The organism is Kouleothrix sp. (assembly GCF_046328425.1).
GTDB lineage: Bacteria > Chloroflexota > Chloroflexia > Chloroflexales > Roseiflexaceae > Kouleothrix.
In genome coordinates this window covers 45,558-69,044 of record NZ_JAXLWP010000035.1, presented here as the reverse complement: position 1 = coordinate 69,044, position 23,487 = coordinate 45,558, and the positions used below count along the sequence as shown (strand labels likewise).

General features: G+C 68.0%; 19 protein-coding genes. 11 read left to right on the top strand and 8 right to left on the bottom strand.

All coding sequences use genetic code 11. The features are described 5' to 3' along the window. The first annotated feature begins 148 nt into the window (after positions 1-148). From U0177_RS25430 to U0177_RS25400, 7 genes are all read left to right on the top strand, one after another. Positions 149-1,171, top strand: a complete 1,023-nt coding sequence (locus U0177_RS25430) for a LacI family DNA-binding transcriptional regulator (RefSeq protein ID WP_409573479.1) — start codon at positions 149-151, stop codon at positions 1,169-1,171. A 223-nt stretch (positions 1,172-1,394) separates the two neighbouring features. Continuing rightward, positions 1,395-2,309: a ribokinase gene (gene rbsK / locus U0177_RS25425; RefSeq protein ID WP_409573478.1), complete on the top strand. Its 915-nt coding sequence runs from the start codon at positions 1,395-1,397 to the stop codon at positions 2,307-2,309. 11 nt (positions 2,310-2,320) lie between these two features. Then, positions 2,321-4,483 carry an ADP-ribosylglycohydrolase family protein gene (locus U0177_RS25420; RefSeq protein WP_409573477.1) on the top strand — a complete coding sequence of 721 codons (2,163 nt, stop codon included), beginning with the start codon at positions 2,321-2,323 and terminating at the stop codon, positions 4,481-4,483. A 70-nt stretch (positions 4,484-4,553) separates the two neighbouring features. After that, a complete protein-coding gene (locus U0177_RS25415) occupies positions 4,554-5,960 on the top strand; it encodes an ABC transporter substrate-binding protein (RefSeq protein ID WP_409573476.1) in 1,407 nt (468 codons plus the stop codon). A 63-nt stretch (positions 5,961-6,023) separates the two neighbouring features. Continuing rightward, positions 6,024-6,920 carry a carbohydrate ABC transporter permease gene (locus U0177_RS25410; RefSeq protein WP_409573475.1) on the top strand — a complete coding sequence of 299 codons (897 nt, stop codon included), beginning with the start codon at positions 6,024-6,026 and terminating at the stop codon, positions 6,918-6,920. Between the two features lie 97 nt (positions 6,921-7,017). Continuing rightward, a complete protein-coding gene (locus U0177_RS25405) occupies positions 7,018-7,938 on the top strand; it encodes a carbohydrate ABC transporter permease (RefSeq protein ID WP_409573474.1) in 921 nt (306 codons plus the stop codon). A gap of 259 nt (positions 7,939-8,197) precedes the next feature. Further along, positions 8,198-9,196: a nucleoside hydrolase gene (locus tag U0177_RS25400; protein WP_409573473.1), complete on the top strand. Its 999-nt coding sequence runs from the start codon at positions 8,198-8,200 to the stop codon at positions 9,194-9,196. 104 nt (positions 9,197-9,300) lie between these two features. Here U0177_RS25400 and U0177_RS25395 read toward each other — a convergent pair whose 3' ends face one another. Next, complete coding sequence (locus U0177_RS25395) at positions 9,301-9,720, bottom strand: DUF1801 domain-containing protein (RefSeq protein ID WP_409573472.1); 420 nt, start codon at positions 9,718-9,720, stop codon at positions 9,301-9,303. A 398-nt stretch (positions 9,721-10,118) separates the two neighbouring features. Between U0177_RS25395 and U0177_RS25390 the strand changes: the two genes are divergently transcribed. The 3 genes from U0177_RS25390 to U0177_RS25380 are packed head-to-tail and all read left to right on the top strand — an operon-like array spanning position 10,119 to position 12,510. Continuing rightward, complete coding sequence (locus tag U0177_RS25390) at positions 10,119-10,853, top strand: DUF4386 domain-containing protein (RefSeq protein ID WP_409573471.1); 735 nt, start codon at positions 10,119-10,121, stop codon at positions 10,851-10,853. Between the two features lie 56 nt (positions 10,854-10,909). After that, positions 10,910-11,905, top strand: coding sequence for an NAD-dependent epimerase/dehydratase family protein (locus U0177_RS25385; RefSeq protein ID WP_409573470.1), 996 nt, complete (start codon positions 10,910-10,912; stop codon positions 11,903-11,905). Positions 11,906-11,919: 14 nt separating this feature from the next. Then, positions 11,920-12,510 (top strand): hypothetical protein, encoded by a 591-nt coding sequence (locus U0177_RS25380; protein ID WP_409573469.1) that lies wholly within the window; start codon positions 11,920-11,922, stop codon positions 12,508-12,510. 192 nt (positions 12,511-12,702) lie between these two features. Here U0177_RS25380 and U0177_RS25375 read toward each other — a convergent pair whose 3' ends face one another. The 7 genes from U0177_RS25375 to U0177_RS25345 form a co-directional block, all read right to left on the bottom strand. Next, a complete protein-coding gene (locus U0177_RS25375; RefSeq protein WP_409573468.1) occupies positions 12,703-13,785 on the bottom strand; it encodes a mandelate racemase/muconate lactonizing enzyme family protein in 1,083 nt (360 codons plus the stop codon). Between the two features lie 46 nt (positions 13,786-13,831). Then, positions 13,832-16,093, bottom strand: a complete 2,262-nt coding sequence (locus U0177_RS25370) for a GMC family oxidoreductase (RefSeq protein WP_409573467.1) — start codon at positions 16,091-16,093, stop codon at positions 13,832-13,834. A gap of 73 nt (positions 16,094-16,166) precedes the next feature. After that, entirely contained in the window at positions 16,167-17,732 is a 1,566-nt protein-coding gene (locus U0177_RS25365) for an alpha/beta fold hydrolase (protein WP_409573466.1), read from the bottom strand. A gap of 283 nt (positions 17,733-18,015) precedes the next feature. After that, the gene (locus U0177_RS25360) at positions 18,016-19,272 is read right to left on the bottom strand and encodes a cysteine desulfurase-like protein (protein ID WP_409573465.1); all 1,257 of its coding nucleotides are present in this window, start codon (positions 19,270-19,272) and stop codon (positions 18,016-18,018) included. A 68-nt stretch (positions 19,273-19,340) separates the two neighbouring features. Further along, a complete protein-coding gene (locus U0177_RS25355) occupies positions 19,341-21,026 on the bottom strand; it encodes an ABC transporter ATP-binding protein (RefSeq protein WP_409573464.1) in 1,686 nt (561 codons plus the stop codon). Continuing rightward, positions 21,023-21,253, bottom strand: coding sequence for a DUF2630 family protein (locus U0177_RS25350; RefSeq protein ID WP_409573463.1), 231 nt, complete (start codon positions 21,251-21,253; stop codon positions 21,023-21,025). Before U0177_RS25350 ends, U0177_RS25355 begins: the two co-directional genes overlap by 4 nt. A 395-nt stretch (positions 21,254-21,648) precedes the next feature. Next, a complete protein-coding gene (locus U0177_RS25345) occupies positions 21,649-21,840 on the bottom strand; it encodes a hypothetical protein (protein ID WP_409573462.1) in 192 nt (63 codons plus the stop codon). Between the two features lie 238 nt (positions 21,841-22,078). On the opposite strand from U0177_RS25345, the gene U0177_RS25340 reads away from it, so the two are divergent. Continuing rightward, entirely contained in the window at positions 22,079-23,446 is a 1,368-nt protein-coding gene (locus U0177_RS25340) for a CCA tRNA nucleotidyltransferase (protein ID WP_409573461.1), read from the top strand. Positions 23,447-23,487: the final 41 nt, after the last annotated feature.

Genomic DNA, 23,487 nt, shown 5'->3' with positions numbered 1-23,487 from the left:
ATTTCCAAACCCCTACAAGGAAGCTCGGGGGGCGGCGAAGCCGCGCCCACACCCCCACCATGAAGCCGGGTATTGACAAAGCAGTATACGCATTTTATAATAGCACGTGATAGTAGCACGTGATAGTTGTAGATTGGCTACGTTACCTATGGGCAAAGTCGCAAAAGGGCGTCCTACGCAACACGATGTTGCTCGCCTGGCCGGCGTCTCGCGCGCGGCGGTCTCGCACGTTCTCACCAACAACTCCGCCGTCACCATACCGGCCGAAACGCGCGAGCGGATCTATGCCGCGATGCGCGAGCTCGGCTATGTGCCGGATCGCAGCGCTCAGAGCCTGCGCACGCGCAAGACCTACACGATCGCCAGCATTATCCCCGACATCACGAACCCGTTCTACCCGGCATTCCAGCGCGGCATCCAGGATGTGGCGCTCCAGCACGGCTACGACCTGGTGATGTACAACACCGATGGCGATATCGAGCTGGAGCGCAAATGCCTTGAATCAGCCCATAAGGCCGGGGTCGATGGCCTGATCGTTGTGCTGTTCAACCTGGATCTCGATGCGCTTCGCCCGCTGGTCGAGAGCGGCGTGAGCGTTGTCGCCATCGCTGGGCCGGATGCGCTCAACCTGCCCGTCGACCGGGTGTATGTGGATAACGGGGTCGCTGCCCGCGCCGCTGTCGAGTATCTGATCGAGTGCGGCCACCGGGACATCGCTATGCTGGCGGGCGTCGAGGAGAACCCGCCACGGCTCTGGCGCATCCAAGGCTATCACGCGGCCCTCGCTGCCCAGCAGCCTCCGCTCGCCGAGCTGCTGATCGAGGAAGGGCCGTTCAACGAGGTTGGCGGCTACCAGGGCGCACGTGCGCTGCTTGCCCGTAACCCGCGGCCCACCGCGATCTTCGCGGCCAACGACCTGATGGCGATTGGCGCGATGAAAGCGATCCGCGAGGCGGGCCTGGCTATTCCCGACGATATCGCCGTCGTCGGCTTCGACAACATCTCCGCCGCCGAGCTGGTGTCGCCACAGCTTACGACGATTGCCCAGTCGCAGGAGCAGATGGGTCGCTCGGCCGCCGCGCTGCTCTTCAGCCGTATCGCCGGCGAAGCGCCCGACACGCCGCGCATCGTGGAGCTGCCATTCGAGCTGATTATTCGCGCATCCGCCTGATCGTTCACGCTTGAGGCACTGAGTACTGAGCGGAATTACCGCACCTATTCTCTGCACGGCCATTGGCCGCTGCGGCTGGTTGGCTGTTGTCTCAAACCAGGCCGATTTGCCCGCGCTCGAAGACGCACCGAGCCACACTTGAGCGAATCGGCGTCCTGATGCGCGCGGGCAGCACATCGTACCCAAGCGCTGCCTGCACCGACACGAGGCATGTGGGGGAGTGATGGTGATTGCAGTCTTCGGCAGCATCAATATCGACTTGGTCGTGACCGCGCCGCATTTGCCGCATCCCGGCGAGACGCTCACGGGCCATACGTTTCGAAGCGTGCCGGGTGGCAAAGGCGCCAACCAGGCCGTCGCCTGCGCCCGACTCGGCGCAACATCGCGAATGGTGGGCCGCCTCGGTATCGACAGCTTCGGCGCTGCGCTGCGCGCCGGGTTGACTCACGAAGGGGTCGATGCCGGTGGCGTGCTCGATGACCCTGAGCTTCCCTCGGGCATGGCGCTCATCACCGTTGACGACTCGGGCGAGAACACCATCGTGGTGATCCCTGGCGCGAACAGCTCTGTGGGCCTGGCCGAGCTGGCGCGGCTCGATGGGCTGCTTGCGGAAGCCGACGTGCTGCTGCTCCAACTTGAGGTACCGCTTCTGGCGGTGATTGCTGCCGCCGCGCACGCCCGCACCCGTGGCGTCACTGTGATCCTCGACCCGGCGCCCGCCCAGGCGCTACCAGACGACCTGATCGCACTGGTCGACGTGCTGACGCCGAATGAGACCGAGGCCGCCGCGCTTGTCGGCTTCCCGGTGGCAAGCCTGGCCGATGCGGCGCGCGCCGCCGAGGCGCTGCGCGCCCGCGGCGCACGCAACGTCGTCGTCAAGCGCGGCAGGGCTGGCGCGCTGGTTTCGAGCGCCGACGGCACGCTCTCACTGCCCAGCTTCCCGGTGGTGGCCCGCGATACCGTGGCCGCCGGTGATGCATTTAATGGCGGGCTCGCCGTGGCGCTTGCCGAGGGCAAGCCTTTCGCCGAAGCGATCCGCTGGGGACTCGCGGCCGGAGCGCTGGCCGTGACGCGCGTCGGCGCCCAGGCTGCCATGCCGACGCGCGGCGAGGTGCTGGCACTGCTCGATCGCGCTTGAAGGGAATCCGTATGCCACTTCCACCTGACTACCTGGAGCGCGTCTACGCCGGGGTGCTCGGCAAGACGATCGGCGTCTACCTTGGCCGCCCATTCGAGGGCTGGACATACGAGCAGATCATGGGCCAGCTTGGCGAGATCCGCTACTACGTCCACGCGCGCCGCGACGTCGCTCTGAAGAACCACGAGCTTGTCGTGACCGACGACGACCTGTCTGGCACTTTCACATTCCTCCGCGCGCTCGAGGACTACGGCTACCCTGCCGAGATCGCCCCGGCCCAGATCGCGCAGACATGGCTGAACTACATCCTGCCACAGCGAACCGTGCTCTGGTGGGGCGGCGTCGGCAACTCCACCGAGCACACTGCCTACCTGCACTTGCGCGACGGGGTCGGCGCGCCAGAGAGCGGATCGATCGCCCGCAACGGCAAGGTGGTGGCCGAGCAGATTGGCGCGCAGATCTTTGTCGACGGCTGGGCGATGGTCGCCCCCGGCGATCCTGAGCGGGCCGCCGACCTGGCGCGGCGCGCGGCGTCCGTTTCTCACGACGGCGAAGCGATCTATGGCGCGCAGGCGCTGGCGGCGATGGAAGCCCTGGCATTTGTGGAGCACGACCTGGGCCGGCTGCTCGACGCTGCAGCGAGGGCCATCCCGCCCGACTCGGTGATCGCCCGGCTCTACGACGACCTGCGCGCGTGGCACGCCGCCGACGACGATTGGCGCCGCACCCGCGAGCGGATCGAGGCGCGCTATGGCTACCAGATCTACGGCGGCAACTGCCATATCGTGCCCAACCACGCCCTCATTCTTCTTGGGCTCCTGTACGGCGGCGACGATTTCCAGCGCGCGATGACGATCGTTAACACCAGCGGCTGGGATACCGACTGCAACAGCGGCAACCTGGGCTGCCTGCTGGGGATCCGCGGCGGGCTGCGAGCGCTCGACGCCGGCCCTGACTGGCGCGCTCCGATCGCCGACCGGATCTTTCTGCCAACCGTCGACGGCGGGCGCTGTATCACCGACGCCGTCGCCGAGGCGGTACACGTGGCCAATGCCGGGCGTTGCCTCGCCGGCCTTCCGCCGCTAGCGCCCAAGGGCGGCGCGCGCTTCCACTTCGAGCTGCCCGGTAGCCTGCAGGGCTTCCAGCCGGGCGACAGCCCCTATGCCCGCGATGTCGTTGCGCTCGAGAATGTCGCCGGCCACAGCCAGCGCGGCGAGCGCAGCCTGGCCTTGCACTACCACCACCTTGCGCGCGGCCGCGTGGCGCGCGTCGCCACCCCGGCATTCATTCCGCCGGGTACGCCGGAGATGGCCGTGTACGAGCTGCTTGCCTCGCCAACGCTCTACCCAGGGCAGACCGTACGGGCCTGGTTGAGCGCCGATGCGAGCAACACGGCGCCGGTGAGCTGTGCCCTGTCGCTTCGGGTGTATGGCCCCAACGATGCGCCGGCCACGGTCGAGGGCGCGTCTGCTACGCTGAGCCCCGGCGCGGCTCAGTCGCTCACCTGGGCCATCCCCGACCTGGGCGGGGCGCCGATCATCGACGTCGGGCTCACCCTCCGCTCGGAGGGCCGGGCCGACGGCACGCTTTATCACGACGCGCTCACCTGGGACGGCACACCCCAGGTCACCTTCACGCGGCCTGAGGGCGGCGGGACGATGTGGCGCCGGGCGTGGGTAGACGCGGTCGATCAGTTCGACCCAATGTGGCCCGAGCCGTTTCGCATCGTCCAGAACCGCGGCCGCGGCCTGCTGATCCAGGGCACGCGCGACTGGACCGACTATGCCGTGCGCGCCGTCGTCGTGCCGCACCTGGCGCGCGCCGCAGGCCTCGCCGCGCGTGTCCAGGGGCTGCGCCGCTACTACGCCCTGCTGCTTCGCTCCGCAGGGATGCTCCAGCTCGTCAAAGTGCTCGACGGCGAGACGGTGCTGGCCGAGGCGCCTTTCGCCTGGGAGCTTGGCCAGGCCTACGACCTGCGTCTCGAGGTACGCGGCGACGAGCTGCGGGCCTGGGCGACGCCGGCACACAATCGGAGCGGCGCCAATGGCCAGCCGCTGCTCACCGCCCGCGACCGGCAGCGCCCGCTTGCCGGTGGCGCCGTGGCACTCGTCGTTGAAGAAGGCCGACTCGCCGCCGACGCCGTGTCGGTTGCGCAGCTGACATCAGGGCTGTAGGCGCTCCTCCCGCCGGCCACTGGGCCAGGCGGAACATGAATAGATGTCGAAGCTGACAAGGAGAACGACCATGAATCGCCCGACCAACGAGAAGCTCACCCGCCGCCAGATGCTCCGCATGATTGGATTCGGCTCGGCCGGAGTCGCCCTCGCCGCCTGCGGCGCCGCTGTGCCCAGCGCTGCCACCCCCGCGCCCAGCGCTGCTGCGCCCACGGCGGGGGCCGCCGCACCGACGGCCGCAGCATCCGCGCCCACCGCGCCGCCCGCCACCGCCCCGGCCGTCGCCGCCGGCAAAGTCACGCTTACCTGGCTCTCGCAGCTCCCCGCCACCGACAAGCTGGTCGCCGCGTTCAACGAGACCAACCCCAACATCGAGATCAAGGTCGAGACCGCCGAGTTCCGCGATCTGTTTGCCCAGAACCAGGTGCGCCTCGGCTCCGGATCGTCGAACCTGGACATCGTAGAGGTGGATGCGCCGGTCATGGCCTCCTACGGCCTGCGCGGCTGGCTCGCCCCACTCGATGACGTGATCGGCCAGGAGAGCATCGCAAGCTGGCTGCCGGCGCTCGACCAGTCGAGCCGCTACCAGGGTAAGCTGCTGACCGTGCCGCTCTGGAACTCGACCCTGATGCTGTACTACAATGTGAGCCTGCTGGAGAAAGCCGGGATCACCCCACCTGCGGCAGACGAGCGCTGGACCTGGGAGCAGATCGCCGATGCGGCCAAGAAGCTCACAAAGGATGAGAACGGCGACGGCGTGCCGGACGTGTGGGGCTTCCAGTTCGAGCAGTACAACCGCATCTACCAGCTTCAGCCGCTGCCCCAGGGCCTCGGCGGCAAGATCATCGGCCCCGACGGCCTCACGGTGAAGGGCATTATCGACGCGCCGGAGTGGGTCAAGGCGTTCACCTGGTACCAGGACCTGCACACAAAGCTGAAGGTGGCGCCGCAGGGGCAGATCGGCGTGTACGACCTGTTCAGCACCGGCAAGCTGGCGATGACGGTGGCCGGGCCGTGGAACCTGAACGGCTTTATCAGCGCGAAGGTGCCCTTCCGCACGGCGCCCCACCCCGCCTGGAAGGGCGGCGAGGCGCTCGTTCCCACGGACGGCTGGCACCTCGGCGTCAACGCGAAGAGCAAACACGTGCCGGAGACCCTTGAGTTCATCAAATTCGCGGCCTCGCCCAAGGCCGGGCAAGTGCTGCGCGATGCGGCAAGCGCCTGGCCGGTTCACAGCTCGCTGCTCGACGCGATCATCAAGGATCCGTCAAACAAAGACTGGCCCAACAAGGCCTGGAGCGTGGCGGCCGAGGAGAGCAAGCACGCAGCGGGGCGAGCCGTTACGCCGGGCTTTCTGGAGTACGAGGAGATCCTTTCCGATACCTTCGAAGACATCCGCAACGGCGCTGCGGTGCAGGAGGCCCTGAGCAGCGCGGCTGCGCGCATCGAGGGCGAGATGCAGAAGTACCGCCAGTAGTGGCGCGTCGTCTGCGGGGCGCCGCCCTGGCGGCGCCCCGCCAGGCATGAAAGGAGGCCGACGATGGTGCACCGCACGCAGGTGTCGCCGCAGCGTGTGCGTCGTACACAGGTCACACCGTACCTGTTCTTGCTGCCGGCGCTGGTGCTGCTGATCATCTTCCGCTACATCCCGATTATCAGCGGGCTGCGCGAGAGCTTCTACAGCAACGGCCTGAGCCTCAACGGCGGCCAGCAGTTCGTGGGCCTGGCCAACTTCGCCCGGCTCTTCCGCGAAGAAGTTTTCGCCCGAGCCCTCACCAACACCGTTCTGTTCAGCATCGTAGTTAACCCGCTCCAGACCGGCCTGGCGCTGCTGCTGGGCCTGCTCGCCAACCAGAAGCTGCGAGGCATCGCCACCTTCCGCACCATCTACCTGATCCCGGTCGCGCTCTCAATGACGGTGACGGCGCTGTCGCTCGGCCTGGCCTTCGACCGCAACTACGGCATGGTCAACGGCCTGCTGGCCACGCTTGGCCTGCCGCAGCAGCCATTCCTCGGCTCGCCGAACCAGGCGCTCTGGACGATCGTCGCGATCGTGACATGGGTGGGCGTGCCGTACTGGACGATCTTCTTCCTGGCGGGGCTCCAGAACATCTCCGCACAGCTCTACGAGGCCGCCCAGATCGACGGCGCCACCAAGCTCCAGTGCTTCTGGCACATAACTCTGCCCCTGCTGCGGCGAACCACCGCCTTTGTGCTGATCACCGACACAATCATCAACTTCTCGCTTTTCGCGCCCATCCAGCTGCTGACCCGCGGCGGGCCGGAGCTCTCGACTACCATGGTGATGTACGAGGCCTACCGGCGCGGCTTCGTCTATGGCGACCTCGGCGTCGCTGCGGCGCTGGCGACCTGCCTGCTGCTCGTGGTGCTGGCGATCGTGATGCTGCAGCTCTTCCTGCTGAGGCCGAAAGACTAATGACATACGCACTTCGGCAGAGCAGTACTTAATTCCATAGGGGAGTGCGGTTTGGAGCGACGAAGTCCTTCCAAAAGAAGGAGACCCGGAGGATATCATGGATCACCTGTTTCCCGAGCGATCCGCAGAATCGATCGCGATGAGCCCTCAGCCCGCGAGGGCGGCCTGGAGCCTCCGGCGGGCTGCGGTGATCCTCCGGGCCACCGTGCTCTACGGGCTGCTGGCGGTGGTCGCGGTGATCATCGTGGTCCCGCTCTGGTGGGTCGTGGCCTCGTCGTTCACCACCCCCGAGACGGTCTGGTCGAATGTGCTGCCCTTCAGCTGGCGCGCCTTCTGGCCGCAGACCTTTAGCCTAAACGCCTACCGGGCGATCTTCGCCGAAGGCATGGGCCGGGCGATCTGGAATACGCTGGTCGTCAGCGTCGCAACCGTGGCGCTGACGCTGATCGCCTCGGCGATGGCCGGCTTCGCCTTCGCGCGATTCGCGTTTCCGGGCAAGCAGCTGCTCTTCTGGGTGGTGCTGCTGAGCTTCATCGTGCCGGGCGACATCACCATCATCCCGTCGTACATCCTGGTGAACAATTTTGGCTGGCTGAACTCCTGGCAGGGGCTGATCATCCCGGCCGTGGCGAACAGCGTGGTGATCTTCCTTTTCCAGCAGTTCTTCGCCGAGATCCCTGAGGCGCTGGTGGACGCGGCGCGGGTGGACGGGGCCTCGTGGCTGCGGATACTGCTGCAGATCATCCTGCCGCTCTCGCGGCCGGTCGTGGTGACCGCCAGCATCTTGATCTTCCTGAGCCAGTGGAACAATTACTTCTGGCCGACGCTGATCGCGCCCGACCCGGACTTTCGCGTGATCCAGGTGGCGATCGCCCAGCTCGGCCACTCGCAGCAGCTGACGCTCTGGGACAAGATCTTCGCCGGCTCGACGATCGCGGCGCTGATCCCCATCCTGCTGACGGTGCCGCTCCAGCGCTACTACGTCCGCAGCGTGATGTCGGCGGGTATCCAGGGCTAGCACCAGTACGTTTCAATTAGCCGCAAGACGCAAAGAATAAATTAGGCTTACGCAGTCGGCGCGCTCAGCCTTCGGCAGAGCGGTACTCTTCTCCGTCGGCGTGGGAGGCTTGGAGAGCGCAAGCCCTTCAAAATCACTCTTTTGGCAGGTCGCAGCCACGGCAGTGGCCGCGACCTGCCAAGAAGAACGGAAGTTTGCGGGGGCGGCTTTGCCGCCCCCGAACCCCCACCACGTAACTCGAGTAAATATAAGGTGGGCTATGCGTGCGATGATTCTCGACACCGATATTGGCACGGACGTCGACGACGCAATGGCGCTCAGCCTGGCGCTGGCGCTGCCCGCGCTTGAGCTTGTAGGGGTCACCACGGTGCACGCCGACGCCGGGCTGCGCGCGCGGATCGCCCGGCGCCTGCTGGAGCTCGCGGGCCGTCGGGACATTCCGGTGGTGCCTGGGGCGAGCATGCCGCTGCAGATGCCGCTGCCGCCAAACTTCACTTGGATGCCGCGCCTGCGCGGCCACGAGGGCGTCGGGCTGCTGGCTCCCGCCGAGCTTGTTCCATCGGAGAACCGCGACGAGTGCGCCGACGACGCTGCCCGCTTCATCATCGCCCAGGCCGCCGCCCGGCCTGGCGAGCTCACGGTTGTGGCGGTGGGCGCGCTCACCAACCTGGCGCGAGCGATACAGCGCGAGCCGCGGCTGGCCGACTGGCTTGATAGCATTGTGGTGATGGGCGGCACGGTCTTCGCCGAGCGCTTCCCCTTCCCGCCAATGCTGGAGACCAACCTCAACGCCGACCCGCTGGCCGCGCGGATCGTCTTCGCGAGCGGCGTGCCGCTCACCATTGTGCCCATGGAAGTGACCACGCAGGTCTACCTGTCGCCCGAGCAGCGCGCGGCGATACGCGGCTGGGGCCGCCCGCTGAGCGATGCGCTTGTGGCGCTGATGGAGCAGATGTTTGAAGGGTTGGCCACGCTCTCCACCGAGGCCGGCCTGAGCGACGATTTCTACCAGGGCCGCACCTTTATGCACGACCCGCTGGCGGTGTACACTGCCGCCGCGAGCGAGCTGGTAACGCTGCGACGCATGCACGTGGCGCTTGAGGTGATCGACCAGGTCGTTCGCACGATGCCCTACCCCGCGCGCGCGCCGAACTGCCGGGTCTGCGTCGGTGTGGACGCGGCGAGGTTTGTTCAGCTCTGGCTCGAGCGCATCGCGGCGCTCAGCGCCGCTGCGGCAGAGCTTGAGCTGCCTGCGTGAAAGAAAAAGCTGAAGTCTGCGTTTCGTACTAGGAACGCTCATCAAGCCGCCGCAGCTGCGCTGCTAGTGGCTCTGCGATCTCGGTTGCCTCGCTCAGCGCCGCTTCACTCACCATGCTGGCGTTTGCGCGCTGCCACGGCGCCAACGATGAGCTGCTCGAGGATGGCGAGATCCACATCGGCGAGCCTGCGGAGGTAGAGGCAGCCCTTGCCGAGTTTGTACTTGCCAAGCTTTGGAAGCAGCTCATCGCGCCCTGGGAAGTCCGCCACGAGGTAGATCGCGATGTCACTCTTGCGCGACGAAAACCCCGTGAGGCATGAGTCGCCCTCGCGGCCACTTGCGTACTTGTAGTGGTAGCTGCCAAACCCGACAATGCTCGTTCCCCACATCTTTGCCGGCTGATGGGTGGCCTGAGACATCAGCCTGGCCAGCCCTTCGCAGTCGTCGCGCCTCGGCTGATCGTGAATAGTCGCGAAATAGCTCTCAACGCTCTCGCCCGTGGGCTTGGTTTTGTTCTCAGCCATAGCGCCTCCTTCTGGCTGTGCGCCCTGCGCATCCCCATAGCCATAGAGCTATCATAGCACATCGGGCAGGAGGAGTGTGAGGGGCATCGCCCTTCGCACTCCTCTTTTTCCACAGGACTTACGCGGTGCGCGTTTTGCCTTCGGCAGAGCGGTACTTTTTCTTGGATGGTGCTGAGAGGTTGGCGCTTTGCGCCAACCTCTCAGCGCTGCCGCAGGCAGAACAAGCCTCTATTGCAAGCGACCGCGTAAGTCGTGTTTTTTCAGACAAGGCTCCGGGAAACTCAGACGAAAGACCGATGGACATTTTAGAGTATTTGCTCTATAGTATCCATAGAGTAAATGCTCTACTTACTAAACACCCGCACCAATGCGGGTGCCATGATGGGAGGAACATAGTGATGGCCACCGCTCCGACCCGCCGCCTCGCCGGCATGCTGCTTGTGCTTGTGCCGATCGCCTTCAGCGTCTGCTTTACGCTGCTCCAGATGATGTTCGAGTACCCGGATATTCTGCGGCAGCCGACTGCCGACGTATTGGCCAAGTTTAGCGCCGGCGGCGGCGCGCTGATTGCTGTGTGGTATGCACTCACGCTAAGTGCTGTGCTGTTTATTCCTCTGGTTGTGCTGTTCCATCAGGTGCTGGCCGAGCACGCGGCCTCAACTACGCTACGAGTCGCCACGGTATTCGGGATAGTGGCCGGATTCGCGCAGACGCTTGGCTTTCTGCGCTGGCCATTTCTGGTGCCGCATCTGGCCCAGGCCTACCTTGAGCCGGGCGCCAGCGAGGCGCAGCGCGCAGCTGCCGCGATGGTCTTCGACGCCTTTCACCGCTACGCCGGGATGGCGGTTGGCGAACACCTCGGGTACCTGAGCACCAGCGTATGGACCTTCCTAGTTGCTTCGCTGATGCTGCGCGCGCCGCTGTTCGGGCGCTGGCTGGGGCTGAGCGGCTTGCTACTGGCGGCAGGGATCGCTAGCGGGCTGCTTGAGCCGGCCGGGTTGGCGCTCGCGGGGACGATCAATGCGCTGAGCTACCTGGCCTGGGCGCTCTGGCTGATCGCCGTCGGCGTGGCCGTGCTGGTTCGGCGGAACGTGCCGGCGCAGCTCGCGCGCCCGGCTGCGGTCGCCCGCTGAAACGCTTCTTCTTTCGCCGACAAGGGGATGAAATACATATGGAGAGGAGCAAGTGGATGGCACCCTCGAACGAGCTGCACGTGGTGTATGGAACCGGGCCGGTTGGGACGGCGGTGATCGAACTCCTCGTGGCGCAAGGCAAGCCGGTGCGGGTGGTCACGCGCAGCGGCGCGCGCAAGCACCTGCCCAGCCAGGTCGAGATGGTGCGCGGCGACGCAACCGATCCGGCGAACGCGCGACAAGCCTGCGTTGGCGCTAGCCACGTGTACAACTGCACCAACCCAGCCGACTACCACCGCTGGCCCGAGCAGTTTCCGCCGCTCCAGCGCGGTGTGCTGGAGGGCGCGGCCGCCAACAAAGCCAGGCTGATCGTGATGGAGAACCTGTATATGTACGGCCCGCACGGCGGCGCGCCGATGACCGAGGGCATGCCGCTGCACGGCCGCGGCTCGCGCAGCACGACACGCGTGCAGATGACCGAAGAGCTGTTCGCGGCGCATCGCAGCGGCAAGGTGCGCGTCGCCAGCGTGCGCGCCTCGGATCTATTCGGCCCTCACGTCACCGAGTCGCTGGTCGGCGAGCGCCTGTTTGAACCGCTGCTCGCGGGCAAGCCAGCGCAAATGTTCGCGAACCCGGATCTACCGCATAGTGTGAGCTACATTCGCGACGTCGGCCGGGCGCTTGTCACAGTCGGCGCGCACGACGCAGCGCTCGGCCGCGCCTGGCACGCGCCGAACGCGCCGGCCACCACGCTCCGCGAGTTTGTGCGCCTCCTCGGCGACGAGGCGGAAGTTGCGCCGAAGCTCTCGGCGCTGCCACGCCCGGTCACGCGCGCGCTGCTGCCGCTGCTCGGCGTGTTTATGCCGCCGCTGCGCGGGCTGAGCGAGAACCTGTACATCGGCTACGAGCCGTACATCGTCGATCATAGCGCCTACGCGCATGCCTTCGGCGACCATGCCACGCCGCTGCACGAGGCGATCCGCGCGACTGTGCAGTGGTACCGAGCGCACGCCGCAGCCGAACAGCACACGCCGGCCGCATCCAACAGCTAGTAAGGAGGATGGTGATGAAAGCAGCGAGCACGACGAGATCGGCTGGTGGGTGGAGCTTTTGGGGCGGCTGGGCGTTGGCATTCGTTGGGTTTCCGCTGGGCGGGGTTGCAGCTGCGGCGCTGGTTGGCCCGATCACAACACCGCTAGCCGGCGCGATTGGCGGCGCATTGACCGGCGCGGTGGTTGGCGCAGCCGAGTGGCTGGCGCTGCGTCGCCGGCTGTCGCTCTCGCCCTGGTGGATCGCCGCCACGGCGCTGGGGATGGGTGCCGGCCTCGCGCTTGGTATTGCGCTGCTGGGGGCGAGCGTAGACGGCGCGGCGCTGCCGTTGCGCGGCCTGATCGCCGGCTTGGGCATCGGGATCGGCCAATTCCTGCTGCTGCGCGGCGTCGGCAGCCGCGCGCCGATCTGGCCGCTGGCCGTTGCGCTGGGGTGGGCGCTGGGCTGGCTGATTACGCAGGCGGCCGGTGTCGATCTTTCGCTGCAGTGGTCGGTGTTCGGGTCATCCGGCGCGCTGGCGTTTCAGCTGCTGAGCGGCTTGGCGCTCGCCTGGATGCTGCGCGGCAGTAGGGTTGTGCCAGGCCCAGCCGCTGAGCCGGCCTCGTAGCGCGGCTGGCGGGCGATTTATACCAACTCCGTTTGATTACTTGTGTTTTCTTGTGCGGCAGCGGTAAAGCGCCCGGCAAAGCCGAGGCACCATGCTGCAAAGAAATTTGGGGGGCGGCGAAGCCGCAAACCACCAAAGTGTAAGTCATCAAGCGGGTGATATAATCCCTTCGGGCTTGGCGCCGCGCCATGCCTACGGCGCGCGGTAGCGCGCCAGCGCCGCCTGGTCGAAGCGCATACCCGTGCCGGGTACCTCGGTCGGGCGCACGTGGCCGCCGACGACCTGCTGCGGCTCCTCGAGGTATGGATCAAGTGCGAAGGCATGCTTCTCTAGGTAGACTGGGTTCCTGGAGGCGCACAGCACGTGGGCGCTCAGCTCGTCCGTATAGTGGCTGCTCGTCGCGAGGCCAGCGGCGTCGGCCAGGCGCAGCGCCCGGAGCGACGCAGTGATCCCGCCGTTGGTCACCGGGTCGATCTGCAGCACCTCGACCGCCCGCTCGTCGACGTAGCGCTGAAACTCATGCGGCGAGTGCAAGCTCTCGCCGATCGCGATCGGTACCGCCAGCTCGCGCACGAGGCGCGCGTGGGCCGCGACATTTTCAGGGATGGTGGGCTCCTCGTACCAGTACAGCCCGAATTGCTCAAGCCGCCGCCCGCGCTCCAGCGCTTCGTCGGCGCCCCAGGCCATGTTCGCGTCGATCATCAGGTCGACCCGATCGCCGATCAGCGCGCGCACGGCCGCGACGCGCGCCTCGTCCTCGCGCGGGTCGCTGCGGCCAACCTTCACCTTGACTCCCGGAAAGCCGCGTGCCACGAAGCCTTCGATCTGAGCCAGCAGCGCATCAAGCGGCTTCGGCAGATCGACGCCCGATCCATAGGCCGGGATGGCGCGCACCTGCCCGCCGCACAGCGCGTAGAGCGGCTTCTGCTCGCGCAGGCCATACAGATCCCAGAGCGCAATATCTACCGCTGCGATCGCGAACGCCGCCAGCCCGCCGCGGCCGACATACAGCAGGCGCTGCCACATCAGCTGCCACAGCCCCTGGATGTCGCTCGCGTCGTGCCCAAGCAGCAGCGGCGCAAGGTCGTGCTCGATCAGCGCCTGGACGGCGCGCCCGCCCCGGCCGATCGTATAGCTGTAGCCGTGGCCGACCAGCCCCTCGGCGTGCAAGGTCAGCGTGATCAGCTCCTCGGAGTCGATCGCGCCATGCCCGGCATCGCCCATCGGCTCAAGCGGCAAGCGGTAGTAGGCGGTCTCGATCTGCTCAATGTTCATCGTGCCTCCTTGATGAGGAACCAAAAACCAGGCCCGGCACCTGGCCTTATGCGCCGCGCAGGCGCGCGGCCAGGCGCTCGGCCGCGCGATAGCACACCGCCCACATGGTCAGCGTCGGGTTGACGCCGTGGCAGGTTGGGAACACCGCCGTGCCGAACACATACAGCCCAGGCGTGTCGTGGACTTCTAAATCCGCGCCGACAACCGAGGCCGCAGGATCTTCGCCCATGCGCGCGCCACCTTGCTCGTGGCTGCTGATCAGGCCGCCGAAGCGCGGCCCGCGCCATGTCTTAGTTGCGCCCATGGCCCGCAAGATCTCTTCGGCCCGATCCTCCATGAATGCCAGCATGCGCTGCTCGTTGGGCTGCTGATCGTAGGTCGCGCGGATGACCGGCAGCCCCAGGCCGCTGCGGTCGCGGTGGCGCGGGTCGAGGTCAAGGTAGTTGGCGTGGTATGGCAGCGTATCCGGCTGGATGCGCACGGCGGCAATGTGCTGCCACCGGCGGAGGTGCTCTTTGTAGGCTGCGCCCCAGCGCGGCACGTCGGGCGGCAAAGCCTCGCGGCTGATCTGGATCGGCAGGCGCTGGTTTTCGATATTGGGCGTCGCCCCGCCGACAAAGCCGTGCGCGGCCGAGTCGAAATCGACCGATACGAAGTCGTCCAGGCCCCACATCTGGCCCGACGGCCCGGTGTGGGCGTTGAAGACAACCTCGGGGCAGTAGCCGTGAACGTCGACCCACATTTTGGTCATCACGTGCTTGCCGACCTGGCCGGTGTTGTTGCCCAGGCCGTTCGGGTGCCGCCGATCGCCCGAGAGCAGCAGCAGGCGCACGTTTTCGAAGGTATAGCCGCAGAGAATAACCGCAGCTGCGGTTTGCACATGCCAGCTGCCGTTGGCGTCGACATACTCGACGCCGCTGGCGCGCCCGTCGCCGTCGGTCACAATCCGCACCGCCCTGCAGTACGTCCGCAGGTCAAAGTTGCCGGTCGCCAGCGCCGCAGGCACCCATGTCAGGCCAGGATGCCAGCGCTCGTTGTTGAACGGCCCGAACCCGCCCATCCAGGCACAGTAGGTTGTGGCCGGAAAGCCGTTGTACGGCATGCTATGCACGGCCACCGGCGTTGGGTACGGGTGCAGGCCGAGCGACTCGGCCGCCTGGCGGAAAACCTCGCCCATGCGAAACGGGCGCATGGCCGGCAGTGGGTGCGGCCGGCTGCGCTGTAGGAACGGATTGCGCCCGTCGTCGCTGGTGACGCCGATCTCGTACTCGAGCTGCGTGTAGTATGGCTCCAGCTCGTCGTAGCCGAAGGGCCAATCGGTAAGGGTGTGCCCGGCGGGCAGCGCCTGCTCGCCCCAGCGCTCGCGCACATAGCTGCGGTACCTGAAGTGGTGCGGATGGTTGCGGCGCAGCGCACCGCCCCAGTGGATCACCGAGCCGCCGACACCGTTCATCATGCGGCCGAGCGAAAAGGTCGCCTCCGACGTAGGCGCGCGCTCGTGGAGCCGCCAGCGCGGCGTCTCGCTCAGGTATTTCGGCCCCATGCCACCCCGGCAGTAGTACGCCGAGCCAAGCTCGTCGGGCACGAAGTCGCGGCTGGTGCGCCAGGGGCCGGCCTCCAGGCCGACGACGCGCAGGCCGGCGCGGCAGAGGATTGTGGCCGCGAGCGCCCCGGCCGCGCCAACGCCGATCAACACGACATCGGCTGGGCCTGCGGGCGGTTGGGCGCCGCGCTGCGGGTCGTAGCCGGGGATGGCAGTAGGCTCGCGGGCAGCGCCGCCCAGCGTATAGCCGACATCGGCGAGCGACTGGATGATGCCACCCTTCAGGGCCGGCTCGGTCGCAAGATTCTCCTCGGCCGTATTCTCGAACCAGATGCCGGGGTGGCCGAGAAAGCGCCAACCGAGCTTGTCGCGATTGCCGCCGTAGGCAGGGTCGGCGAATAGCCCTTCTTGCAGGTGCGCGCACAGCAGCGCGAAGAACGCACGCTGGGGCGGCGCGCTGAAGTCGGGCAGCGCGCCCTGCTCCAGCGCGGCCAGCAGCGCATCCTGCTGCCCGGCGTCGCAGTCGGCAAACGGGGCCTGGTAGCGCTGTTGCGCAATGCGGTCGAAGGTTGCCAGGCCCAGGCGATAGGTTGCACTATGCCCCTGGTAGGCGCTGCTCAGGGCGCGGTCGAGGTAGCCCACGGCGCCGATGGCCGCCGCGCCGGGGCTATGGCTGTCGGCTGGGAACAGGCGCTCGAAGATCGCGGCGGCGGTGCGCGCCTCGTAGGTGTTGAGGCTGAGCAGCGCCTCGGAAAGTTCTGCCATAGTTCCTCCAAGGGGTGCAGGATGCGTTGAACCAGGATCGGCGCCGTGCACAGCCTCCTTGCCGGCAGGCGCGCTACGGCACAACCACGAACGGCGCGGGCGGCTCCTGCGCAAGGCACGCCGCATCGGGCCGGCGCTCGGGAGCGCCGAGGAAGCGCACAATCGTCGCGCGGGCGCACGCGCTGAGCAGGCTTGGCGTATGCCCGCCGCGCGGGATCACCACCTCGGTTGCGCGGCTCAGCGTCTGGGCTACCTCGTGCGCGCTCTCGGGCGGGAGGATCGGGTCGAACTCGCCGCTAACCAGCAGCGCCGGTATATCGCTGCGCACCGCCTGGTTCTCGGCCGCATTGGCCGCCTGCAGCCCCCACCCCGCGCAGATCTCCAGGATCGCCTCGTTGAAGATCGGGCTGAAGGCCAGGCCGGCGACGCTGCGATTGCGGTCGCGCGCGGCGACGAAATCCCTCGCGCTGGCGAATGTCGCGTCCTCGTTGCACTGCACCGCCACCTGCATGCCTTGCGAGATCGCCGGCACTCCGCCTGATGTTTGCTGCGCGAAGAAGACCGAAGCCAGGCTCGCCAGCGGCCGGTAATTGCCCCGGTCGGCCTCGCCGATCACTGCCGGCAGCACCGGAATGGCCGCGGTGGCATACATCAGCTGGAAGACGATCACCGTCACATCCACGCCGCTGAACGGCTGGTAGTCGATCGGCTCGCCCGTCTCGAGATTGAGGATCGGCAGCACAACCGCCTTGGCGTTGAGCCTGGCCACCACGCGGTCGAAGGCGCCGCGCAGGTCGGGGTAGGCGCTGGCGCAGGTTGTGTCGGCGGCGCAGGCGGCGTCGAGCTCGCCAAGCGCGCGATTGAAGGTGCCAAAGACACCGGTTTGGAAATTGGCCTGCAGCGGGTAGGCCGAATCAAGGATCGCGCTGCGGATAGTCGCCGGCCGGTAGCTCATGGCGGTGAGTGCGAGGCGCGTGCCATACGAGCCGCCATAGAGGTTCCACTGATTGTACCCCAGGGCGACGCGCAGATCTTCAAGGTCGGCGGCGCTCTCCACGCTGTTATACGCGCTCAGGTCGACGCCCTGGGCGCGGAACTGCGCCCCGCAGCGCATGAGTGCGTCTACACTTGCCTGTAGCAAAGCCGGGCGCTCGCCCACCGCAGTGCCAAACGGCAGCATAAAGCGGGCGGGCGCGCCGGGCTGGGGCGCGCAGTTGAGCGCCGGCCGCGAGTAGCCGGTGCCGCGCTGGTCGACGAAGATCATATCGCGGGTTGCCAGGATCTCGCTGAAGACCTCCGGGGCGAGCGCGACCAGCGGCAGTGCCGGCTGGCCAGGGCCGCCAGCCAGGAACAGCACCGGGTCGGGCTGCTTCGCGCGGTTTGGCGAGCGGACGATCGCGACGGCGAGGTCGATCGTGCGGCTGGCGGGCGCCTGCCGCGACTCGGCAACCGAAAGAAACCCGCAGTCGAGGGCGTAGCCCTGCGGCGCGGGGATCGGGCAGGGCGCCGGCGCGAACGAGCCCGGTACGGCGCCCTGAGCCTGGGCAGGCAGCGCGCTTGCAAGCAGCAGGGCAAGCAGCGGCAGCACAATCAAGAGCCGCCAGGCCGGCATGCTTCGCCGAAGGGTTGAACTGTTCATCGAGCCTCCGTGTTCTACAACAGGCCCGCCTCTTCAACAGCCCGCCCATGCCGTACCACGCGCGAACATATATCGGATCGGGCAAATTACCCAGCGCCACAGAGGCACCGGCCTGCGCACAATCCGCAGTGCCAACCCGTTCGGCAAGCATCATACCACTAATAGCACATTCGGCAGGGCTTGTGAAAAGCTGGCCCTCAGAAGCTCTCTGAAAGCGAAACCCAGCGCTTACTGCAAGCGAAAGTCAACGTTACTACAACCGAAACTCAGCATCTACACTTCACTAAGCGGCCGCGCCGGCCAGCTCGCGCAGGGCCGCCAGCAGCCGCTCGACCTCTTCGGCCGTGTTGTAGTGCGCCAGGCCGATGCGCACCATGCCGCCGCTGGCCTCCACGCCCAGGCGCTCGCTGAGGTTGAGCGCGTAGTAGTTGCCGTCCCACACGAAGATGGCTTGCTCGGCCAGCGCCTCGGCTACCTCGCGCGGCGTATAGCCCTCGATGCGCACGGCCACCGTGGGCGTGCGCAGGGCGAAGCGCTCGGGCTCGCGGATGCCGTAGAATGCCAGGCGCGGTATTTCCAGCAGGCCGCGAACCAGCTGCTCGGAGAGGCCGCGCTCGTAGGCGCGGATGGCGGCCATCGCGGCGAGGATCTGCTGGCGGCGGGAGGTGGCGCCCTCGCCCGACACCGCGCGCCCCAGCTCGGCGAGGTAGTCGATCGCCGCGGCCACGCCGGCCATGGCCTCGTGGCTCTGGGTGCCGGTCATCCAGCGCGCGGGCAGCTCTTCGGTGGCGGGGCGAACCTTATACGGGCGCAGGCGCGCAAGGTGCTCGCGCTTGCCGTAGAGCGTGCCGGCGTGCGGCGCGAAGAACTTGTACGGCGAGCAGGCCAGGAAGTCGCAGCCGAGCGCGCGCACGTCGATCGGGCCGTGCGGCGCGTAGTGCACGGCGTCGACAAAGCTCAACGCGCCGGCCTCTTTCGCCAGCCGCACCACCTCGGCAACGTCGTTGATCGTGCCGACGGCATTTGAGGCATAGCCGACGGCAACCAGCTTGGTTCGGGGCGTTATCTGCCTGCGTAGGTCGTCCATGTCCAGCGTGCAGTCTTCGGCGTCGATGTCGGCGACCCTGATCACTGCGCCGCGCTCCTCGAGCGCCTTCCAGGGCGAGAAATTCGCGTCGTGGTCGAGCCGCGTCAGGACGATCTCGTCGCCTGGCGCGATCTCGCGGCCGATGCTGCGGGAGAGCGCGAAGGTCAGCGTGGTCATGTTCGGGCCAAAGACGACCTCGTCCGCGTCGCAGCCCAGGAAGTCGGCCATGGCTGCGTGGGCCGCCGCGATCGTCGCGTCGGTGCGCTGGCTGGTGGTGAAGGCGCCGTGGGTGTTGGCGTTGGCGCGAACCAGGTAGCCGGCGATGGCGTCGATTACGCGCTGCGGCACCTGGGTGCCGCCCGGGCCGTCGAAAAACACCATCGGCTGGCCGTTCACGGTCTGCGCCAGCGCCGGGAACTGCGCGCGAATCCACTCCAGGTCGAGCGGGGGCATGTGTGTTCCTTTCAGCAGTCAGAAGTGGCGGAAGTGATTGCTCGGCGGCCAGGCGCGCCGAGCGCGGGCTATATGCCGGCCTTCGGCGCCTGGCCCGCGACGACGTCGTCCACTGTCAGCCAGCCGGTGCCGGGGTAGAGCTTGGCGATCTGCGACGAGAAGATCAGGCTGTCGTTGAGGATCTCGCGCACCGGCCCCTCGACCACCAGCTCGCCGTCGCCGAGCAGCGCCACGCGGTCGGCGTAGGCCGCCACCAGTTCGACGTCGTGGGTGGCCAGGATGATCGTGTGCTGCTCGGCGGCCAGCCGCCGCAGCAGCCGGCCGAGCCCGGCCTTGGCGGCGTAGTCGAGCCCGCGGGTTGGCTCGTCGAGCAGCAGCACCGGCGGGCCGGCCACCAGGATGGCGGCGAGCGCGGCGCGCTGGGCCTCGCCGCCGCTCAGATCGCGCGGGTACGCCTCGGCCAGCTGCGCCAGGCCAAGCTGGTCGAGCGTCGACGCGACCGCCGACGAGGGGCCAGCGGCAGAGGGCGAAAGGCTCCGCGCTTTGGCCGTTCGTGGCTCGGCGCTCTTCGCTTGCTCCCGCAGCGTAAACTCAAGCTCCTCGCGCACGGTGTCGTGAAACAGCAGCGCGCGCGGATCCTGCGGCACGTAGCCGGCCAGCCCGGCCAGCTCCTCCACGCTCATGCGCGCCGTGTCGCGGCCCAGCAGCGTCAGCGCGCCGCGCGTGGGCCGCAGCAGCCCCACCAGCAGCTTCAGCAGCGTGGTCTTGCCGCTGCCGTTGCGGCCCATCAGCGCCAGCACCTCGCCTGGCCGGGCGCTCAGGCTCACGTCGAACAGCGCCTCGTCTTCGCCGTAGGCGAAGTGCGCCCGCCGGACGACCACGCTGGCGTCGCGCGGCACGGCGGGCGCGTCGCCGGGCGGCTCGGGCGGCCACGGCGCGGCTGGGCGGCGCGGTGCGCTCGCGGCGGCGAGCGGCCGCGCCGCCTTGATCGTCAGCGGCAGCGGCTGCCAGCCGAGCGCCTTGCCGAGCGCCAGCAGCGGCGGCACCAGCTCGGCGCGCGCCAACACCTCGCGCGGCGCGCCGATGATCGGCTGGGCGCCCGCGCCGGGCATAGAGATCACGCGGTCGGCGTACTGCACCACGCGCTCGAGCCGGTGCTCCGAAAGCACGATCGTCAGGCCGAGGTCGGCGTTGAGCTTCTGCAGCGCGGTCAGCACCTCCTCGGCGGCGTGCGGGTCGAGCTGGCTGGTGGGCTCGTCGAGCACCAGGGCGCGCGGCTGGGCCGCCAGCACCGAGGCGATCGCCACGCGCTGGCGCTCGCCGCCCGAGAGCTGGGCGATCTGGCGGTGGCGCAGGTGCGCGATGCCGAGCTGGTCGAGCACCTCCTCGACGCGCCGGCGCATCAGGCGCGGCGGCAGGCCGAGGTTCTCCATGGCGAAGGCCAGCTCGTCCTCGACGATATCGACCACGAGCTGGGCCTCGGGATCCTGAAACACAAACCCGACCAGGTCGGCCATGTCGCGCGGCTGGTGGCTGCGGATCGACCTGCCCCAGGCGCGCACGTCGCCGGCCAGCGCGCCGCCGTGGAAGTGCGGCACCAGGCCGTTGATCAGGCGCAGCAGCGTCGATTTGCCGGCGCCGCTGGGGCCGCACACCAGCACAAACTCGCCCTCGCCGATCGCCAGCGAGAGATCGCGCAGGGCCGGGCGGCCGGCGCCGGGGTAGCTGTAGCTGACGCGCTCGAACTCGATCAAGGCGTGTCGGGCTCGCTCGGGTTAGCCGGCGGCAGCACTGGCACCGAGCTGAGCCCGGCGGCCTTGGCGGCCTCGATGCGGCGGCGCAGATCCCACAGCTTGGGCAGCTCGGCCTCGATGAACGCCAGGCGCGGGTGCTCCTCGGGCGTCACGTGCGAATCTTCGAAGATCTGCTCGCGCTCGCGCTCGAGCTCGACGATCTTGGCGACGACTTCGTCAATCTCCATAGGTACCTCGCTGTGTGGCGGCTGACTTCGCGCACAGTATAGCCGAGGATCGGGCGCTTGGGAAGCTGCGCGAAAAAGGCGCCGCCGCGCGTGCGGCGCCGGTGGCCCATGCCCTGCGGTAGCGCGGCCGGCGTTTTGGCGCCCTGAGGCATGCGCGCACGGCGAGGCGGCTGGCACGGGCTTGCCTCGATCCAGGCAGAATCGGCGCGGCCGGCCAACGAAAAAGGCCGGCCAGCTGAAGCTGGCCGGCCCGCGCCGTGTGTGCCCGAGGTGCTAGGGCTAATACCCTTCAAATACAGTCGGCATAGACGTTTGCTACAAAGACACAAAGTCTCGAAGGCGCGCTACAGCCACATATTCTTTGCGTCTTTGTGGCTATTTGAAGCGTATTGGTGCTAGGGCTTGCCCTCGCCCTCGTAGCGCTTGCGCTGCTTGAAGTACTTATTGACCGCGCGGCCGAACTCTTTCGACTCCTGCTTGCGCGAGTCTTTCAGCGTCGTCGGCTTGCCCGTCTGCTTGCGCAGGCGCTGGAACTGCGGCTCGTCGTTGGAGTACTCGTCGTCCTCGTGCGAGTAATATTTGCTCATGGCTGAGCGTGTTCCTTTCAATGGTAAAGCTGGTAAGATCGAACGCAGCCTGCCTACCGGGCGGCCCACCCGGCGGCACATTCCGATAGCGTATGGTTCATAGCTTCCTCCATTGATTGGCTGGTTGCGCGATACGCGATAGCGCCACCAGTATACCAGAGGCGCGCGGCCGTGTGGATCGGCAATTCGGCCGATGGTTGATTGGCGCGGCGGCGGGTTCTGGCGTATACTCAGCGCTATGCTGAGCCAGATCGCGTACATCCAACCAGTGCTCGCGGCGATCGCCCAGGCCGGCGGGCGGCCGCATGTCGTCGGCGGCGCCGTGCGCGACCTGCTGCGCGGCGATCCGGTCAAAGACGTCGACGTCGAGGTCTACGGCCTGCCGATCGACCGGCTGGTCGAGGTGCTGGCGTCATTCGGCCCCGTCAACGCGGTCGGGCGCTCGTTTGGCGTGCTGAAGCTGCGCCTACCCGGCGGCCACGAGGTCGACGTGGCGCTGCCGCGCCGCGAGAGCAAGATCGGCGCGGGCCACCGCGGGTTTCTGGCCGAGCCCGACCCGACCATGACGCCGCGCGAAGCGGCGGCGCGGCGCGACTTTACCTGGAATGCGCTGGCGCTCACGCCGGTGGGCGAGCTGCTCGACTTCTTCGGCGGCGTGGCCGACCTGGAGGCCGGCCTGATCCGCCACACCAGCGCCGCCTTCGCCGAAGATCCGCTGCGCGTGCTGCGCGCGGTGCAGTTCGCCGGCCGCTTCGATATGCGGCTCGCGCCCGACACGGCCGAGCTGTGCCGGCGGCTGCTGCCCGAGGCCGCCACGCTGGCAGCCGAGCGCGTGTGGGCCGAGTGGCACAAGTGGGCGCTCAAGAGCACGCGACCGGCCGCGGGCCTGCGCGCGCTCGCCGAGACCGGCTGGCTCGGTCTGTACCCCGAGCTCGCGGCGCTGGCCGGCTGCCCGCAGGACGCGACCTGGCATCCCGAGGGCGATGTGTGGCAGCATACGCTGTACGTCTGCGACGCCGCGGCCGAGATCGCCGGGCACGAGTCCCTGGCCGGCGACGAGCGCGTGCTGCTGGTACTCGCGGCGCTGTGCCACGATCTGGGCAAGCCTTCGACCACGGCGGCCGGCGCGGATGGGCGCATCCGCAGCCCCGGCCACGCCCAGGCCGGGCTGGCGCTCAGCGAGGCGCTGCTGGCGCGCATTGGCGCGCCGCGCGCGCTGGTGGCGCGCGTGCTGCCGCTGGTGCGCGAGCACATGGCCCACCTGGCCGGGCCGGCGTCGCAGCGGGCGGTGCGGCGGCTGGCGGTGCGGCTCGACCCCGCCACGATCGCGCAGTGGGGCCGGCTGGTGGCGGCCGACCACGCTGGGCGCCCGCCGCTGCCGCCCAGCAACCCTGCCGCGCCGTTCGTCGAGGCCGCGCTGGGGCAGAGCGTAGTCCACGGCCCGCCCGCGCCGCTGCTGCTCGGCCGCCACCTGATCGACCGGGGCGTGCAGCCGGGGCCGCACCTCGGCGCGCTGCTCAAGCGCGCCTACCATGCCCAGGTTGAAGGCGCGTTCGACACCGTCGAGGGCGCGCTCGACTGGGCCGCGCGGCACGGCGACGAGTGACGGCGCGAGGTGCCGCCGGCATGGTGTGGCGGCGGATCGAG